Genomic DNA, 16,060 nt, shown 5'->3' with positions numbered 1-16,060 from the left:
CACTAAACCGGATTACCGGCCGACGTTGGGCGGTGTCAGCAGGCGCTCCACCACCTTGCCATTTTTCAGGTGCGATTCGACGATCTCGTCGATGTCCTGGTTGTCCACATAGGTGTACCAGACAGCTTCGGGGTAGACCACGGCAATAGGCCCGCCCGCACAGCGGTCCAGGCAACCCGCCTTGTTGACACGCACCTGGCCGGGGCCGGACAGCCCCGCGTTTTTGACCGCCATCTTGCAGCGGTCAAAAGCAGCTTGCGCCTGGTACTGGGCGCAGCACTCTTCGCCGTTTTTGCGTTCGTTCAGGCAAAAGAAGATGTGGCGCTCGTAATACGAGTCCGGTTTCGGAGGGTTTGCGTTCATACGCCGATTTTAGTTTTTTGTGTCGCGCCGCCAAACCAGCGACAACACATAGACCAGCGTGCCATAGGGCCACAGCCAGCCCACCCACTGCGCCAGGCCGTTAAAACGGATGAATCTCCCCTGCTCCCATGCCTGCAGGGTTTGTGCAAAGTAGGGGCTTTCGGGCGCCTGGTTCAGCAGGCTCAGGTAGATCCCCAAGGCCAGCAACACCAGCGCAGCGCTGGCCCGCACGGGAATAGCCAGCAGCAAAAGCGCCAGCACCGCCGCGGCGGCCAGCCCCAATTGCGTGGGCAAGTCCAGCCAGGCCCAGGCATGGGCAGGGCCCCAGCTCAACGCCGCCGACAGCCCAGTCGCGGCCACGCCCAACGCCAGCACCAACAGCGCAAGCACCAAGCGGCGCCCAATGGCACGGACCACACAAAACCCCAGCAGACACGGAATCAACAAGCCCAGCGTCACACACACCAGCTCGGCCCCAGGCACCAGCGCGCGCAGCTCCAGACCCGGCGTGGGCAGCCACTCCAGAAAGGGCGAGTCAATCATCCACTCGCTCCACGCACCTTCCAGCCGGTCCAGCACCTGTCCCAGTCCGAACGGCACGGCCGCGGGAAACAGCAAGGCCATGGGCCACAGCGCCAGCAGGACCAGGCCACCACGCGAATGGTCCACAAACCAGCGCGCCCGCAAACGGCTCCAGCGGTCAATCGCCCCCATTTTTTCCAGCACCAGCGTGCCCACGGCACCGGCCCAGGCGCCGCCCAGATTCAGCAAAAGATCTTCCCGGGAAGCCACCCGCACGGGCAAGTAGCCCTGCAGACACTCCATGGTCAGCGCCAGCACCCCGCCCACCAGCGCCGGCATCAGCACCGGATGGCGGGACCGCCCGGTGCGCAGGGCACTGAGGGCCAGCAACCCGCCCAAAGGGATATAGCCCAGCACATTGATGGTCACATCAAAACCGGTCCAGTAGCGGGGCCAGGGGGCACTCAGAAAGGCCCAGGGCGCAATGCCCTGGTCGCGCCACTCGCCAAACGGGTACAGGCTGGCGTAGACGATCAGCCCGATATAAATCAGCGCCAGGGGCCAGGCAGCGGTTTTGTGCATGGTGCTGCGCCGTTCCTGGGTTTAGAAAGGCTTGACCACCACCAAGATCACAATGGCAAGCAGCAAGAGCACCGGCACCTCGTTGAACCAGCGAAACCACACGTGGCTGCGCTGCAGCGTACCCGCTTCGAGTTTGCGCAGGATCACACCACAGCCATGGTGGTAGCCGGCAACGAGCACCACCAGCGCCAGCTTGGCATGCATCCAGCCATTGCCCGGGCCGCGGCCAATGCCATAACCCAGCCACAGCCAGACTCCCAGCGCCAACGCGGGCCCAGCCAGCAGCGTGGTAAAACGCATCAGCTTGCGCGCCATGAGCAACAGGCGATCCCGCTCGGCAATGGAACCCGGCGGCACCAGCGCCAGGTTCACAAAAATGCGTGGCAGGTAAAACAAGCCGGCAAACCAGCTGGCGATGAAAACGATGTGGAAGGCTTTGACCCAGAGCATGGGGAAAGTGTAGTCGCTGGTGTCTGCGTTGGCAGGCGCCCACAGCGCTGCTTTCATGGAAAGGCACAACCCGCTTGCCGGGTTGCGGCGCAGGCTCACTTCGCGTAGCGAAGTTATGCCGCAGCCAAAAAAAACCCCAGCACGTGGGCTGGGGTGGTAAGCCTATTTGCTGTCACACATCAAGGCCCCGCTCAGGGAGGAAAAGCGGGAGGTAGCAAGCTACCCGGTGTGAAATCTAACAAGCTTCCGCGGCAATGGCAAGCAGCTTTACCAAATAACCGCTCAATGGCCTCTGGTATTGAAGGCTGTGCAGACCCCCCGCGCCAAAGGGCGCGTCCGGGATTCAGGCACAATTTTCCCCATGACCTCTTACGCCCCCTTTCCCGCCGGCCGGCCCCGCCGCCTGCGCCGCGACAGCTTTACCCGCAATCTGGTGCGCGAAAACACGCTGACGGCGCACGACCTGATCTACCCGGTATTCGTGGTGGACGGCCAGCAACAGCGCGTACCGATTGGCTCCATGCCCGGCGTGGAACGCCTGAGCCTGGATTTGTTGCTGCCCGTGGCCGAAGATTGCGTGAAGCTGGGCATCCCGGTGATGGCGCTGTTCCCCGTGGTCGACCAGTCGCTCAAAACGTACGATGGCAAAGAAGCGCTCAACCCCGACGGCCTGGTGCCCCGCGTGGTGCGGGCGCTGAAAAAGGAATTTCCCGATCTGGGTGTCATGACCGATGTGGCGCTGGACCCCTTCACCACCCACGGTCAGGACGGTCTGCCGGATACCCGGCCCGAAGAGAACGGCTACATCCTCAACGAGGAAACCGTGGCCCAACTGGTGCAGCAGGCGCTCACGCAAGCGCGCGCCGGCGTGGACATCGTGGCGCCCAGCGACATGATGGACGGCCGCATTGGCGCCATCCGTGCCGCGCTGGAAGCCGAGAAGCTCGTCCACACCCGCATCATGGCCTACAGCGCCAAATACGCCAGCGCCTTTTACGGCCCGTTCCGCGACGCGGTGGGCTCGGCCGGCAACCTGGGCAAGGGCAACAAAAAGGTCTACCAGATGGACCCCGGCAACAGCGATGAGGCGCTGCGCGAAGTGGCTATGGACATTGCCGAAGGCGCCGACATGGTGATGGTCAAACCCGGCATGCCCTACCTGGACGTGGTGCGCCGCGTGAAGGATGAATTCAAGGTCCCCACCTTCGCCTACCAGGTGAGTGGCGAATACGCCATGCTCAAGGCCGCTGCGCACAACGGCTGGCTCGACCACGATGCGGTCATGATGGAGAGCCTGCTGGCCTTCAAACGCGCCGGAGCCGATGGCGTGCTGACCTACTTTGCCCGGGATGCCGCCAGATTGCTACAAAAAACGTAGCTGCTTTCGCACAATGTATAAGGGCTAGAGGCCTATTTCTTATATAAACACAGCCCACACCCAGACAACACCATGCGCATCTTCCATATCCAGACCAGTGGCGTGACCGAGGGCCTGAGCCTGCCCGAACTCACGGCGCAAGGCCTGCCGACCCAAGGTTATGTGTGGATTGCCTGCGCGCGGCGCGAGTTTGAGGTGACGCAGGCCGAAGTGCAAGCGGCCCTGCAAACGCTGTGCGGCGTGCAACTGCTGGACCTGCACATCTCCGACCTGATCAACAACCAGCTCCCCTCGCACTACGACTACACCTCGCAGTACGACCTGCTGGTGTTCCGCCGCCTGGCTGCGGGCAACCGCCCCACCGACCTGGAGCAACCCGGCCAGCCCCTGAATGTGGCGCCCAAGCGTGGTGGTCCGCCGATCCTGCGGCGCATCGACACCAGCCCGGTCGGCTTTGCCGTGTTTGACCGCGTGTTGCTTACCGTGCACCCTACCGACTGCGCCGTGCGCGACGCCTACGCCGCCAAGCTGCTGCAAGCCGCGAGCAACGAGTCCCATGGCGCTGGAGCCCGCCTGCCCACCAGCCCGGCCGACCTGATGCTGCGCATTGTCAACCACATGGTGGACGGCTACCTGGCGCTGCGCAAGGAACTCACCCAACAGCTGGACCACTGGCAAAACGAGCTGCTGAGTCCGCGCGGACGTTTCACCAACTGGGGCTCGCTATTGGACGCACGCATGGCGCTGCACCAGCTCGACGACGTGTGTGAGGAGCAACGCTCCAGCGTGCAGGACTGGATCGAGGCCATCAAAACCTGGCCGGAACCCAACAGCCCGACAGAGGCGCGCGAGCGGGAACTGCTGCAGGTGCGCAGCCGTGACGTGCTGGAACATATCGAGCGGGTGGTGCACCATGTGCGCCGGCTGGAGCAAAGCGTGGAGACCGCGGTACAAATGCACTTCAGCGTGCAGGGCAGCCGCACCAACGACATCATGCGCACGCTCACGGTGCTCACCGCCATCTTCCTCCCGCTGAACCTGATTGCCGGCATCTTCGGCATGAACTTCGACTTCATCCCCCTGCTGCACCAACAGGGCGGCTTCTGGTGGGCGCTCACCAGCATGCTGTTCATCGCCGTGGTGTTGGCGGTGTTCTTCTGGCGCAAGCGTTATCTGGCGCGTTCGGTGCGCTGAGACCGCCGGGCTCTTGCCTGTTGACACCCATCCCAGGGGCTGCCTACCATGGGCCACCCTATCCGTTGGAAATGCCATGCACACCACAGTCCCAAACCGAAGGGGGCTCCTTTTGCTGCTCAGCAGCCTGCTGGCCGGCGGGGCCTGGGCGGCCGAGCCGGTCAAACTGGCCATTGGCGAATGGCCGCCCTACTTCTCGCAGAACCTGCGTGAGAACGGCGTGTTCGCACACATCGTCAAGGAAGCGTTCGCACGTGAAGGCCTGAGCGTCAGCTACGAGTTTTACCCCTGGAAACGTGCGCTGCTGTTGGCGGAAAACGGCAGCGTCAGCGGCTCGCCGGGCTGGGTCATGTCAGACGAGCGCGCCAAGACTTTTCTGTTCAGCGACCCCGTGATCCTGTCCAAAGAAGTGCTTTTCTTCCGCAAGGACAAACCGGTCAACTTCCGAACCTTGGCAGACCTCAAGGGCAAGACCCTTGGCGCCACGATAGGTTATTCCTACGGCACCGCATTCGACGCGGCAGAGAAAGCCGGCGACTTCACGCTGGACCGTGCGATCGATGACACCAGCAACCTGCGCAAGCTGCTGGCCGGGCGCTTTGACATGATCGTGCTCAACCGTGCCGTGGGTTTCGAACTCCTCCACAGCTTTCCGACCGCCGACCGGGAACGCATTGCCGCATCATCCGTCAGCGTCTCGGAGAAGCAGTCGCGCATGGTGATTGCCAAGACGCTGCCCAACGCGGAAAAACTGATGCAAACCTTTAACCAGGGCCTGGCCAAGGTCATCCGGGACGGCACCGCCAAACGCTTTCTGGACGATGCCGAAGCCGGGCGTTACGCCCCGGGCAATTGACAGGCCCAGGGTGCCGGTAGCACGTTACCGATCCGTCTTCGCGGCGTTTACTGCGCGACGAACCCGCTGGCCTTGATCAGTTTGGCCCAGACCTGGGTGTAGGCCTGTTCACGTTTGGCCAGTGTCGCCTGGTCCATGAAACCCACCGTCAGGCCCATGGCAGTCAGGCGCTCTTTCACATCCGACTGGGCCAGCACCTTGGCCAGCGCATCAGAGAACTTGTCGATGGCCGCCTTGGGCGTACCGGCGGGTGCGAAGATGCCGTAATAAGGCAGGTCTTCAAACCCTGCCAGCCCCAGTTCGGCAAACGTGGGCACATCGGGCAGGATGGCTTGGCGGGCACCGCCCAGCACCGCCACCACCCGAATCTTGCCGGCCTTGTGGTTTTCGATGAAATCAGGCACCGAACCCATGCCCGCAGCAATCTGGTTGCCCAGCATGTCGGCCATCATGGGCGCACTGCCGCGGTAGGGGGCGGACTGCAGGTCCAGGCCGTATTTTTTGCCAATCACGCTCACCAGAAACTCGGGCGTGGAGGCGGGTGCAGGCACACCCACGGTGCCCTTGCCACCCTGGGTCTTGACCCAGGCCACGTATTCGTTGACCGACTTGGCGGGTGTGCCACCCGACACCGCCAGCGCATTCACAAAGGTGGCGAAACCAGCCACGGGTACAAAGTCTTTGGCCGGGTCAAAGCCCGGGTTCTTCACCACCTGGGGCAGGATGGAAATGGTGTGGTCGTGGGTGAGGAAAACCGTCAAGCCGTCTGGCGCTGCGGCCTTCAGACTCTGGGCCGCGATCTGGCCACCGGCACCGGCCTTGTTGTCCACCACCACGGGCATGCCCAGTTGGTCCTTGAGTTTGTCCGCCAGGGTGCGGGCAATGGCATCGGTGCCGCCGCCAGCGGGGAAACCCACCAGCAAATGCACGGTTGCGTTTTGCGCCTGGCTGGCACCTGCAGCCAGCAAAGCCCCCAGAACCAGGGAGTGGCGAAGCGTGCCCAACACACGCTGCAAAGAAAAGACCGACATGAAGAACTCCTGAAAAAGTGACGACGAAAACTAGTTGCGAGCGTACGCCAGATTGAAACTCTGCACGCCCTGAAATTGTGCAATCTGTGCACTCAACTCCGACACCGGCGCAGCAGTCTTGCGGCTGCGCGCCACGGCCACAAAACTCCAGCTTTGGGTGTTTCCCTCCGCGGAAATCACGATGGTGCCACCCGCAATGTCATACCCCTGCGCGTGGGCCAGCTTGCGCAACGCCCGCTCCACTGGCACAAACCCCGGGTCAAACTTGAGACTGATGGCCACCGCCTGGCGTGACGGCAGCCACTGCTCCAGTTTGGAAATCCACACCATACACACCGCACTAAGCAAGGCCAGTGCCATCGCCGCGGGGTACAGGCCCACACCCACCAGAATGCCGATCACCGACGAGGCCCACAGCGACGCCGCCGTGGTCAGGCCGCTGATGTTGAAACCCTCTTTCATGATCACACCGGCACACAGGAAACCGATGCCGGTCAAGATGCCCTGCAGCACACGCGACAGGTCACCCACCGAGAAGACCGTGGTGGCCGTGCCGCCATACCAGTAATGGGAGTAACCGCCGATGACAGTGAGGGCCGCCGAGGCCATACACACCAGACCATAGGTGCGCATGCCGGCCGCGCGGCCGTGGTAGCTGCGCTCATACCCCACCAGCAGACCCAGTACCAGTGCACCCATCAGGTGCAGCAACACAAAGAAGTTAGCCATCAGGATGGGCCAGGACCAATATGCTGCAAATGCATCGGCGGAGAACATGGTGCGAAGATACTGCAATTACCTACTCTGTACACCCTGGGAAACACTATGCAACCCATCGTTCTGATCACCGGCGGCTCGCGCGGCATCGGCGCCGCCACCGCCCTCACCGCGGCCCGTGCCGGTTATGCCGTGGCGGTCAACTACACCGCCAACTCACTGGCCGCCGACGAAGTGGTGCGCCAGATCCGCGCCATGGGCGGCACGGCCATCACGGTGCAGGCCGACGTGTCGCAAGAGGCACAGGTGCTGGCCATGTTTGCCAAGGTCGATGCCAAGCTGGGGCGCATCAGCGCACTGGTCAACAACGCCGGCGTGGTGGACGTGGCCTCCCGCGTGGACGCCATGACAGTGGAGCGGCTGCAGCGCATGCTGGCCACCAATGTGCTGGGCAGCATGGTCTGCGCGCGCGAAGCGGTGCTGCGCATGAGCACACGCCATGGCGGCAGTGGTGGCGCCATCGTGAATGTCTCCAGCGTGGCCGCCACACTGGGCTCACCGGGCCAGTACGTGGACTACGCGGCGAGCAAAGGGGCGATCGACAGCTTCACCATCGGCCTGGCGCGTGAAGTAGCGGCCGAGGGCATCCGCGTCAATGCCGTGCGCCCCGGCGTCATCGACACCGACATCCACGCCAGCGGCGGCCAGCCTGACCGCGCGCAACGCCTGGCCAGCCAGTTGCCCATGCAACGCCCGGGCACGGCACAGGAAATTGCCGACGCCATCGTCTGGCTGCTCAGTGCACAGTCCAGCTACACGACCGGTGCCCTTCTGGACGTGAGCGGCGGGCGGTGAGCCCCGCGCTCAGGGAGACGGCAGCCCAAACAGACGCGCCGCGTTGTCCCACGCCACCTGGCGTGCCACCGGCGCGGGCAGGCCACCGAGCCAGGCGCGGTAGTCCTGCATGGTGTCGTCGTAGTACTGCCAGCGCTGGTTGATCCAGGTGTCGGAGCCCAGCACAAACCGGTCTGGGTAGTCCAGCAACAGGGCTCGCCATTCGGGGCACAGTTGAACGACTCCGCCCGTGCCGGTACACGTCAGACCGGGCCGGTACGACAACTCGCCCATGAGCAGCGGGTAGCGCTGCAGCAGCGCGCGCACCCGCTCCACCGGTGCACCGCCAATGCCGGTGTGTGCCCAGATCAGGCGCACGGCTTTGCCACCCGACGGGGTGGGTTGCATCAGGCCATCAATCGCCGCATCGTCTACATGGGCCAGCACCACTAGCTGGCGCGCTTCGGCCAGGGCCATGAGCTTTTTGGCCACCGGCCCTGCGGCATTGGCACTGTCATACAAATGGAATTCACCAATGCCGCGGTAGGGCCCGGCGGCCGTGCCGCGCGCCAGTTCGGCCAGCACCATGTCGTAGATGCTGTCGTCGCGGAACCAACTGGTGTAGTCGTCGCGGTTGCGGTACAGGCGCACCAGTGGTACCACCGTCACGCCCGCGGCGCGGGTTTGCGCACCGGCTTCGGCCAGCGTGCGCGTGCCGTCGTTGGGCCGCGAGTTGGCCAGCACCGCCCGCACGCCGTTGCGCTGCATGCGCGCCAGCACGTCGGGCAGTGGATGGGGCGACTGGGCTTCCACGTTGTAGTGCAGGTGGGCGTCAAAAATCGGGCCGGTGTAGTCGGCGGCTCTGGCCGTGCCACACAGCGCCACGGTAAGCCACAGCAGGCCTTGCACCAGGAATTGCATGCTTTTCTCCTTCAATAGGCGCGCAAGCCGCCATTACTGTGGCACAGTTTGCCCGCAACCTCGGAAGCCCCTCCTATGGACCTCAAACCGCTCATCACCCTGTTGGCCATTGTGAACCCGCTGGCCATCGTTCCGTTCTTCATCCACTACACGCAAGGCTTCAGCCGGGCGCAGCGCCGCAACACGGTGTGGGTGTCGTCGGTCAGTGCGTTTGTAGTGATCGCTGTGAGCGCGCTGCTGGGCCTGCAGATTCTGGAGTTCTTCGGCATCTCGCTGGCCAGCTTCCAGGTCGGCGGCGCCCTGCTGCTGCTCACCGGTGCGCTCAACATGCTCAACGCCCAGCCAGCCGAGGCAAAAACCAGCACCCACGAACTCGAAGACGGTGCCGAGAAAGCCGCCCAGGGCGCCAGCATTGCCGTGGTGCCGCTGACCATTCCGCTGCTCACCGGTCCGGCAACCATGTCCACCGTGGTGATTTATGCCGACAAGGCCAAAACCTTTCTGCAACTGGGCACGCTGCTGGGCTACGGCGTGGTGATCGCGCTGGCCACGGCCTTGTGTTTCTCGCTGGCCGAGCCCATCGCACGGGTGTTGGGCAAGACCGGCATCAATGTGATGACGCGACTGATGGGCCTGATCCTGGCCGCGCTCGCCGTAGAGGTGATGGCCGATGGACTCTCCAAGCTGTTCCCGGCCTTGATGCACTAAGCGTTTTTCAGGGCGTAATGCCGCCCTTGGTCAACATGTCGCCCACCAGCTCCAAGCGTAAGAGCGGATTCTCCAACTGCATCAGGCTTTGCTTGAGCGCAGGCGGCAGGGCCAGCAGATCACACCAGCGGTTGGCCACCCAGCCGCAGTCCTGCAAGTGGTAGGGCGGTTGCACTGGCATTTGCGCGGGCGGCAGGTCCTGGTCTTTCAGGCCCTGCAACACGGTGTCCAGCGCATCGGCAATCACCTGCAAGTCGTCGGGAACGGGCACTCCGGTGTCCGCGGCCAGGCCATCCACGTCGGCCACCCACAAGCCGTGCTTGAGCTGGCTGTGCCGGGCAATGCGAAAACGCTCGCCGCCGGTGCAGCGCACTTTCATCAGTCCGGCCTGGGGTGACTCCCATTCGGTCACAGTGGCCAGCGTGCCCACGTCGGCAAAACGCTCGGATGCAAAACCGTCACCAGCCTCAGTGCTGCGCTGGCGCACTTCCTGACCTTCCACCAAAGACACCACACCAAACGGGGCGCCGGTCTTGATGCATTTGTTCATCAGGTCGAGGTAACGCACCTCAAAAATCTGCAGGTGCAGCGTGCCGCCCGGGAACAGCACCGTGTGCAGCGGAAACAGCGGCAGGGAAGACAGCGACAGGGGCGCAGCCATGAATGCCCTAGTCACGCAGGGTCGACTCAGCGGCTGGCGGCCGCCTGCTGGACCTGGGCAATCCACTGCTCCAGTTCCTCGATCAGTGCGTCGCTGGCTTGGGTGAGTGCGCGCACACCGCCCGCCGCATCGGCACTGGCAGCAGGGCGTTGCACCACAAAGCTGCGCTGCGCCACCAGGCGTTCCCCGGCCGGGCCACCACCCGCGCCCTCAGGGCGCACATGGCCCAGCGTGGCACGCAGGCGCACCAGGCCGCTGCTGCGGTCGGCGGCTTCAAACAACTGGCTGAATTCTTCGAGCTCCACATGCAGGGTCAAAGACGCACGCCCGGCGAGCAGGCCGTCCGACAGGTTGAGCACCGCACGGCGCTGGCCCAGTTGCTCGCGCAGGCGCTGGCGCAACAGTTGCGCCGGTGGCATGGACCAGCGGGCTTGTGCGTAAGGGCGCAGCTGCTGGCCGTCGGCATAGGCCAGGCGGTACAGGACTGCGGTGCCGTCGAGCGCGGCGCCCGCGTCCACCTCGGCCAGGGACAGTGTGGGCAGGCGCGCCATGCGGTTGGTCGGCTCGGTGGCCACCGCGCCGGGGCCGAAGTCATAGACCAACGGGCGCGCGGGCGCCTGCAGGCTGCTGCAGGCCGAAAGCCCGAGCAATACAAAGACAAATAGGCCTCCAGCCCTTATGGAATGTGCGCAAGCAGCTAGCATTTTGATAGCGTTTTCAGAGGTCATTGTTTGGGTGGCACGACAAAGCCGGACTCTCCCGGGCCAGGCGGGGTCGCGCCCTTGCCGAGCAACAGGGTTTGCGGGTTCTCGTTCACCGCATCGGCCACGCGCCCAACCTGGCGCGCGGTGCGGGTGGCTTCATCGGCGGTGCGGCTCAGGCGCGGCACCAGCACGTCCACGCCACGGGCAATCTGGTCCAGCGTGCCGCCGGATTCGTTCATGCGCGCGGACATGCGCTTGAACTCGGCGGCCGAGGTGTTGACCGACGTGGCGCTGGCGCTCAGGCGCTCGGCCGTGGTCTGCATGGTCTTGAAGGTCTGGTCCGCCTGTTGCACCAGTTGCGGCAAGCCCGGCTGGCCCACGGGTGCCAGCAGTGCCTGGTCTACCCGCTGCGACAACTGGCTGAGCTGCGCGGCCGCCTGCCCGATATTGCCAATCGCCGCCATCAGGGCTTTCTGATTCTCCGCCGCCAGCAATTGGTTCGTGCGCTGGCTGACCTGGTCCAGTTGTGTCACCAGATTGGCCCCCTGGTCCGACAGGCGCGACATCAGCCCGGGGCGCATGGGAATACGCGGCACGGCATCGCCACTGCTTGCCAAGGCCACGGTGGAGGTACCGCTGTCGTCGAGCTGCACAAAGGCCAGACCGGTCACGCCCTGGAAACCCAGCGTGGCAAAGGTGGACTGGGTGATGGGCACGCTGTCGTCCACCGCAATGCGCACCAGCACCTGGCCCGGCACCTGGCGGTCCAGCGTGATGGCGGTGACCTTGCCGACCGACACGCCCTTATAGCGCACACCCGCCTGGGGCTGCAGGCCGGTGACGGCTTCGCGGCTGGCGAGCTCAAACGCGCGCCGCTGCGTCGTGTCGCGCGTGAGCCAGGCGGCCATGCCGGCCAGCAGGGCCGCAATGGCCAGCACAAAAAGGCCGGCGGCCAGCGCGTGGGATTTATTTTCCATAAGACCTCTTTTTACACGCCTTCTAGCGGCCGCGGGGGCTGGGCGCGCAACAATTCCATGGCCCGGTGGCCCCGTCCGCCCAAAAAGAAGGCGCTGACAAACGGATGGGGATAGGCCAGCACTTCCTGGGGCGAGGCGTCCACAATCACCCGCTTTTCGGCCACCACCGCAATGCGGGTGCTGAGTTCGTAGATGGTATCCAGATCGTGCGTGACCATCACCACGGTCAGGCCCAGCTCGCGGTGCAGTTCACGCAGCAGCGTGCAAAACGCGTCCGAGCGGTCTGGGTCCAGCCCGGCGGTGGGTTCGTCCAACAGCAAGAGCGGCGGGTCCATGATGAGGGCGCGCGCCAGTGCCACACGCTTGACCATGCCGCCCGACAGATCCGACGGCATCTTGTGCGCGTGCGACGGGTCCAGCCCCACCATGCGCAGCTTGACCATGGCCGCGTCGCGCACCAGGTCGTCGGGCAGGTTGCGCAACTCACGCAGCGGGAAGGCGATGTTCTCCAGCACGGTAAAGGCCGAGAACAGCGCGCCGTGCTGGAACAACATGCCCACACGGCTGGCCGCCCCGGCACGGCCCAGCTCGGCGGCCGGGTGCCCGAGCACGGTGACGCTGCCGCGCGCCGGTGTTTCCAGCCCCAGGATCTGGCGCAACAGCACGGTCTTGCCACTGCCCGAGCCCCCCACGATGGAGAGCAGCTCACCCTGCGCAATCGTCAGGTCCAGGTCTTTGTGGATGACCGCGTCCACCCCGTCGGTGCGGAAGGTCGACCAGAGTTTTTTAACCTCCACCACGGGTGCGGTGGGCACAGAGGGGGGACGGATGGCGCTCATATGCCAATGTCCTTGAACACCACGGCAAACAACGCGTCCACCAGAATCACCATGGTGATGGAGGTGACCACCGACGCGGTGGTCCCCTGCCCCAGGCTTTGGGTGTTGGGCAACACGCGCAGGCCGTAGTGGCAACCGATCAGTGCAATCATCAAACCAAACACCACCGATTTGCCCATGGCCAGCCAGAGGTTGGAGAGTTGCACCGCCTTAGGCAGTGCGCTCAAGAAATACGCGGGCGTGAGCCCCATGGCCAAGTCCGACGCCAGCATGCCGCCCAGGAGCGCCGCCACCGTGGTCCACACCGACAGCAGTGGCATGGCCAGCGCCATCGCCAGCGCGCGTGGCATCACCAGCCGATAGCCCTGGGCAATGCCCATGACACGCATGGCGTCCAACTCTTCGGTCACGCGCATTACGCCAATTTGTGCAGTGATGGCCGAGCCGCTGCGCCCGGCGATCAGGATGGCGGCCAGCACCGGCCCGAGTTCGCGGATCAGCGAGATGCCCAGGATGTTGACGATGAAGGCGTCGGCACCAAACTGGCGCAACTGCTGCGACATCAGATAGGCCAGCACCACCCCAATCAGAAAACCCACCAGCGCCGTGATCGGCAAGGCCGTGGCGCCGATGCGGTACAGGTGGCCCGAGATATCGCGCCACGGGCCCTTGGCCGGTTTGCGCAGCAGACGGCCTATGTCCAGCAGCAGTTGGCCCAAGAGGCGCACAGCGTCCAGCCACTGCCCGGCCACGGCATGCACCCACGCGCCCAGCCGCAAAAACAAGGTCCAGAAAGAGGTGGCCTGTGGCGCAGGGGCCACTTCGGTCAACCGGGCCACACGCTCCAGCATGGCGTGTTGTGCGGGCAGGGCCAGCACCTGCTGCGGCCACTGGTGGCCCCAGCCATTCCACAGCAGTTGCGCGCCCGCATGGTCCATGCGCAGCACCTGGCGCACGTCCCACACAGTGGTCGCGCGGTGCGCGCGCATACTGGCCTGCACTGCCGCCCAGTGCGCCGGCGCGGCCAGGTCGGCCGCCGTCCAGCGCCCCCACAGCACAGCACACACCCCTTCGGGCGTGGACTCTCGGGCGATGCGGGGTTGGGTGTCCTCCACGGCGGTATGCGATGTCAAAGTGGATATGGCACGCATGGTACCCGTTGCCGCACTGGGGTGATCGCCACGTAAGGTGCCCGCATGCCAATTGCAAGCAAAATGGCGGCAGGAGACACCATGAGCAGCCAGAACACTTCTTTCACCTCATCCGCCGAATTGTCGGTCGAGCAACGCGGCCCCGTCCTGTGGCTCACCATCACCCGCGAAGAACGGCGCAACGCCATGAGCCACGGCGTGCTGGCCGGCATGGCGCAGGCCATTCAAGCAGCGCAAGGTGAGCGCCGCATCCGCGCCATCGTGATCACCGGTGCCGGCAGCAAGGCCTTTTGCGCCGGTGCCGACCTGCAAAGCGCCAATGCATTCACCACCGACTACTCGGAGCCGCATGGCCACCTGGCGCAACTGTTGCGCGTAGCCAAGGCCAGCACCATCCCTTTGATCGCGCGCGTCAATGGCGCCTGCATGGCCGGGGGCATGGGCCTGATGAGCATGTGTGACATGGCGGTGGCGGCCAGCCACGCCATCTTCGGCCTGCCCGAGGTCAAGGTGGGCGTGTTCCCGGCGCAGGTGCTGGCCGTGCTGCAGCACCTGATTCCACGGCGCGTGCTGGTGGAGATGTGCATCACGGGCGAGCCCATCACCAGCGCGCAGGCGCTGCAGTATGGGCTGGTCAACCATGTGGACGATGACGTGGACGTCAAGCTGCAGTGGCTGCTGGATCGCCTGCTGGACAAGTCGCCCGCCGCTATCCGCCGCGGCCTATACACGATGAAAAAAATCGAAGCCATGTCTTTTGAGGAAAGCATGTCTTTCACCGAAAGCCAGATCGCCCTGTTCACCCTGACCGAAGACGCCAAGGAAGGCCAGAAGGCCTTCCAGGAAAAGCGCAAGCCGGTCTGGACGGGGCAGTAAACCATGCCTACACAAGATTCCTTGAGCCCCGTGATGCAAATCCTCGGGGCGGTGTTGTTTGGCCTGGCGCTGCTGCACACCTTTGCCGCGAAGGCCTTTGAAGTGCTGGCCCACAAGAACCCGCGCCATGCTGGTTTGCTGCACCTGCTGGGCGAGGTGGAGGTGGTGTTTGGCTTCTGGGCCTTTGTGCTGATCGCCTGCATGGCCTTTATCCAGGGCGGGGCGGAGGCGATTGCCTATGCCGAGTCGCGCCAGTACACCGAGCCGCTGTTTGTGTTTGTGGTGATGGTGGTGGCCGCGTCACGCCCGGTGCTCGAAGCCGTGCGCCAGCTTATGGGAGGCATAGCGCGTGTGGTGCCCCTGCCCACGCCGCTGATGCTCGCCTGGCTGGGGCTGGCCGCCGTGCCGCTGCTGGGCTCGTTGATCACCGAGCCCGCCGCCATGACGCTGGCTGCACTGATGTTGAGCACACAAATCTTTCGCCCCGATGTGCCCGAACGGCTCAAGTACGCAGCGCTGGGCGTGTTGTTTGTCAATGTGTCGATTGGCGGTACGCTGACCTCGTATGCCGCCCCGCCAGTGCTCATGGTGGCCAGCACCTGGCACTGGGACACGGCCTTCATGGCCGCCACCTTTGGCTGGAAGGCGGCGCTGGCGGTGGTGGTCAACGCGACGGGTGTGGTCTTCTTCCTGCGCAAACATCTGCGCGCAGCGGATGCGCCCTCCGTTTCTGCAGAGACACGTGCCGCAGTGCCGTGGTTCGTCAGCTTGGTGCACTTGGCGTTTCTGGCGGGTGTGGTGCTGCTGGCGCACCACCCGGTTTTGTTTCTGGGACTGTTCCTGTTTTTCCTGGGTTACACCCAGGCCTATGAGCGCTTCCAGAACCCGCTGATCCTCAAGGAGGGGCTGCTGGTGGGCTTCTTCCTGGCCGGGCTGGTGGTGCTGGGCGGCATGCAGCAGTGGTGGCTGCAACCCATCGTCGCCGGCCTGGGCCCCAACGCGCTGTTCTTCGGAGCACTGGGGTTGACCGCCGTCACCGACAACGCGGCACTCACCTACCTGGGTTCGCTGATCGTCGGTATGTCGGACGCATCCAAATACATGCTCATGGCCGGCGCCGTGGCGGGCGGCGGCCTCACCGTGATTGCCAATGCGCCGAACCCTGCGGGTGTGGCCCTGCTCAAACGTGGTTTTGCCGATGGCTCCATCGGTGCGCTCGGCTTGCTGCTGGGTGCGCTGGCACCTACGGCGGTGGCCTGCGTTTTCTTCCTGTGGCTCTGAGAGCCTCTTCTCGAT

General features: G+C 64.4%; 18 protein-coding genes. 7 read left to right on the top strand and 11 right to left on the bottom strand.

Features of this window, described 5'->3' with window-relative positions:
• Positions 1–12: 12 nt before the first annotated feature.
• Genes RS694_RS01465 through RS694_RS01455 form a run of 3 tightly spaced genes read right to left on the bottom strand, consistent with a single transcriptional unit; the run spans position 13 to position 1,917 of the window.
• Positions 13–363 (bottom strand): (2Fe-2S) ferredoxin domain-containing protein, encoded by a 351-nt coding sequence (locus RS694_RS01465; protein ID WP_029709414.1) that lies wholly within the window; start codon positions 361–363, stop codon positions 13–15.
• 9 nt (positions 364–372) lie between these two features.
• Positions 373–1,467: a VanZ family protein gene (locus RS694_RS01460; RefSeq protein ID WP_029709413.1), complete on the bottom strand. Its 1,095-nt coding sequence runs from the start codon at positions 1,465–1,467 to the stop codon at positions 373–375.
• A 21-nt stretch (positions 1,468–1,488) separates the two neighbouring features.
• Complete coding sequence (locus RS694_RS01455; RefSeq protein WP_029709412.1) at positions 1,489–1,917, bottom strand: CopD family protein; 429 nt, start codon at positions 1,915–1,917, stop codon at positions 1,489–1,491.
• Positions 1,918–2,278: 361 nt separating this feature from the next.
• Between RS694_RS01455 and hemB the strand changes: the two genes are divergently transcribed.
• The 3 genes from hemB (at position 2,279) to RS694_RS01440 (ending at position 5,345) form a co-directional block, all read left to right on the top strand.
• Positions 2,279–3,295: a porphobilinogen synthase gene (gene hemB / locus RS694_RS01450; protein WP_029709411.1), complete on the top strand. Its 1,017-nt coding sequence runs from the start codon at positions 2,279–2,281 to the stop codon at positions 3,293–3,295.
• A 72-nt stretch (positions 3,296–3,367) separates the two neighbouring features.
• The gene (locus tag RS694_RS01445; protein ID WP_029709410.1) at positions 3,368–4,489 is read left to right on the top strand and encodes a magnesium transporter CorA family protein; all 1,122 of its coding nucleotides are present in this window, start codon (positions 3,368–3,370) and stop codon (positions 4,487–4,489) included.
• A 112-nt stretch (positions 4,490–4,601) separates the two neighbouring features.
• Positions 4,602–5,345: a substrate-binding periplasmic protein gene (locus RS694_RS01440; RefSeq protein WP_051392099.1), complete on the top strand. Its 744-nt coding sequence runs from the start codon at positions 4,602–4,604 to the stop codon at positions 5,343–5,345.
• 47 nt (positions 5,346–5,392) lie between these two features.
• Here RS694_RS01440 and RS694_RS01435 read toward each other — a convergent pair whose 3' ends face one another.
• Together RS694_RS01435 and RS694_RS01430 are read right to left on the bottom strand one after the other, a co-directional pair.
• Positions 5,393–6,376 (bottom strand): Bug family tripartite tricarboxylate transporter substrate binding protein, encoded by a 984-nt coding sequence (locus tag RS694_RS01435; RefSeq protein WP_029709408.1) that lies wholly within the window; start codon positions 6,374–6,376, stop codon positions 5,393–5,395.
• A 30-nt stretch (positions 6,377–6,406) separates the two neighbouring features.
• Positions 6,407–7,153: an MgtC/SapB family protein gene (locus RS694_RS01430; RefSeq protein WP_029709407.1), complete on the bottom strand. Its 747-nt coding sequence runs from the start codon at positions 7,151–7,153 to the stop codon at positions 6,407–6,409.
• Positions 7,154–7,201: 48 nt separating this feature from the next.
• Here RS694_RS01430 and RS694_RS01425 point away from each other — a divergent pair, with 48 nt between their 5' ends.
• Positions 7,202–7,948 carry an SDR family oxidoreductase gene (locus tag RS694_RS01425; RefSeq protein ID WP_029709406.1) on the top strand — a complete coding sequence of 249 codons (747 nt, stop codon included), beginning with the start codon at positions 7,202–7,204 and terminating at the stop codon, positions 7,946–7,948.
• 9 nt (positions 7,949–7,957) lie between these two features.
• On the opposite strand, the gene RS694_RS01420 is transcribed toward RS694_RS01425, so the two are convergent.
• Entirely contained in the window at positions 7,958–8,848 is an 891-nt protein-coding gene (locus tag RS694_RS01420; protein WP_029709405.1) for an amidohydrolase family protein, read from the bottom strand.
• A gap of 75 nt (positions 8,849–8,923) precedes the next feature.
• On the opposite strand from RS694_RS01420, the gene RS694_RS01415 reads away from it, so the two are divergent.
• The gene (locus RS694_RS01415; RefSeq protein WP_029709404.1) at positions 8,924–9,556 is read left to right on the top strand and encodes a MarC family protein; all 633 of its coding nucleotides are present in this window, start codon (positions 8,924–8,926) and stop codon (positions 9,554–9,556) included.
• Between the two features lie 7 nt (positions 9,557–9,563).
• Here the strand turns inward: RS694_RS01415 and RS694_RS01410 are convergent, their stop codons facing one another.
• Genes RS694_RS01410 through RS694_RS01390 form a run of 5 tightly spaced genes read right to left on the bottom strand, consistent with a single transcriptional unit; the run spans position 9,564 to position 13,888 of the window.
• The gene (locus tag RS694_RS01410) at positions 9,564–10,217 is read right to left on the bottom strand and encodes an LON peptidase substrate-binding domain-containing protein (RefSeq protein WP_029709403.1); all 654 of its coding nucleotides are present in this window, start codon (positions 10,215–10,217) and stop codon (positions 9,564–9,566) included.
• Between the two features lie 26 nt (positions 10,218–10,243).
• A complete protein-coding gene (locus tag RS694_RS01405; RefSeq protein ID WP_081708714.1) occupies positions 10,244–10,945 on the bottom strand; it encodes an ABC-type transport auxiliary lipoprotein family protein in 702 nt (233 codons plus the stop codon).
• Positions 10,942–11,898 carry an MlaD family protein gene (locus tag RS694_RS01400; RefSeq protein ID WP_029709401.1) on the bottom strand — a complete coding sequence of 319 codons (957 nt, stop codon included), beginning with the start codon at positions 11,896–11,898 and terminating at the stop codon, positions 10,942–10,944. The genes RS694_RS01405 and RS694_RS01400 overlap by 4 nt, the downstream gene beginning before the upstream one ends.
• A gap of 11 nt (positions 11,899–11,909) precedes the next feature.
• Positions 11,910–12,737 (bottom strand): ABC transporter ATP-binding protein, encoded by an 828-nt coding sequence (locus tag RS694_RS01395; protein ID WP_029709400.1) that lies wholly within the window; start codon positions 12,735–12,737, stop codon positions 11,910–11,912.
• The gene (locus RS694_RS01390; protein WP_174407701.1) at positions 12,734–13,888 is read right to left on the bottom strand and encodes an MlaE family ABC transporter permease; all 1,155 of its coding nucleotides are present in this window, start codon (positions 13,886–13,888) and stop codon (positions 12,734–12,736) included. Before RS694_RS01390 ends, RS694_RS01395 begins: the two co-directional genes overlap by 4 nt.
• A gap of 81 nt (positions 13,889–13,969) precedes the next feature.
• On the opposite strand from RS694_RS01390, the gene RS694_RS01385 reads away from it, so the two are divergent.
• Positions 13,970–14,764, top strand: coding sequence for an enoyl-CoA hydratase/isomerase family protein (locus RS694_RS01385; RefSeq protein WP_029709398.1), 795 nt, complete (start codon positions 13,970–13,972; stop codon positions 14,762–14,764).
• Between the two features lie 3 nt (positions 14,765–14,767).
• Entirely contained in the window at positions 14,768–16,045 is a 1,278-nt protein-coding gene (locus RS694_RS01380; RefSeq protein ID WP_029709397.1) for a putative Na+/H+ antiporter, read from the top strand.
• Positions 16,046–16,060 lie beyond the last annotated feature (15 nt).

The sequence above is a fragment of the Rhodoferax saidenbachensis genome, assembly GCF_001955715.1.
GTDB classification, from domain to species: domain Bacteria; phylum Pseudomonadota; class Gammaproteobacteria; order Burkholderiales; family Burkholderiaceae_C; genus Allorhodoferax; species Allorhodoferax saidenbachensis.
This window is presented reverse-complemented; position numbering and strand designations above follow the sequence as displayed.

Coding starts and splice junctions, on each gene's coding strand:
- RS694_RS01465 (WP_029709414.1), bottom strand. CDS start 363: ATGAACGCAAACCCTCCGAAACCGGACTCGTATTACGAGCGCCACATC.
- RS694_RS01460 (WP_029709413.1), bottom strand. CDS start 1,467: ATGCACAAAACCGCTGCCTGGCCCCTGGCGCTGATTTATATCGGGCTG.
- RS694_RS01455 (WP_029709412.1), bottom strand. CDS start 1,917: ATGCTCTGGGTCAAAGCCTTCCACATCGTTTTCATCGCCAGCTGGTTT.
- hemB (WP_029709411.1), top strand. CDS start 2,279: ATGACCTCTTACGCCCCCTTTCCCGCCGGCCGGCCCCGCCGCCTGCGC.
- RS694_RS01445 (WP_029709410.1), top strand. CDS start 3,368: ATGCGCATCTTCCATATCCAGACCAGTGGCGTGACCGAGGGCCTGAGC.
- RS694_RS01435 (WP_029709408.1), bottom strand. CDS start 6,376: ATGTCGGTCTTTTCTTTGCAGCGTGTGTTGGGCACGCTTCGCCACTCC.
- RS694_RS01430 (WP_029709407.1), bottom strand. CDS start 7,153: ATGTTCTCCGCCGATGCATTTGCAGCATATTGGTCCTGGCCCATCCTG.
- RS694_RS01425 (WP_029709406.1), top strand. CDS start 7,202: ATGCAACCCATCGTTCTGATCACCGGCGGCTCGCGCGGCATCGGCGCC.
- RS694_RS01420 (WP_029709405.1), bottom strand. CDS start 8,848: ATGCAATTCCTGGTGCAAGGCCTGCTGTGGCTTACCGTGGCGCTGTGT.
- RS694_RS01415 (WP_029709404.1), top strand. CDS start 8,924: ATGGACCTCAAACCGCTCATCACCCTGTTGGCCATTGTGAACCCGCTG.
- RS694_RS01410 (WP_029709403.1), bottom strand. CDS start 10,217: ATGGCTGCGCCCCTGTCGCTGTCTTCCCTGCCGCTGTTTCCGCTGCAC.
- RS694_RS01405 (WP_081708714.1), bottom strand. CDS start 10,945: ATGACCTCTGAAAACGCTATCAAAATGCTAGCTGCTTGCGCACATTCC.
- RS694_RS01400 (WP_029709401.1), bottom strand. CDS start 11,898: ATGGAAAATAAATCCCACGCGCTGGCCGCCGGCCTTTTTGTGCTGGCC.
- RS694_RS01395 (WP_029709400.1), bottom strand. CDS start 12,737: ATGAGCGCCATCCGTCCCCCCTCTGTGCCCACCGCACCCGTGGTGGAG.
- RS694_RS01390 (WP_174407701.1), bottom strand. CDS start 13,888: ATGCGTGCCATATCCACTTTGACATCGCATACCGCCGTGGAGGACACC.
- RS694_RS01385 (WP_029709398.1), top strand. CDS start 13,970: ATGAGCAGCCAGAACACTTCTTTCACCTCATCCGCCGAATTGTCGGTC.
- RS694_RS01380 (WP_029709397.1), top strand. CDS start 14,768: ATGCCTACACAAGATTCCTTGAGCCCCGTGATGCAAATCCTCGGGGCG.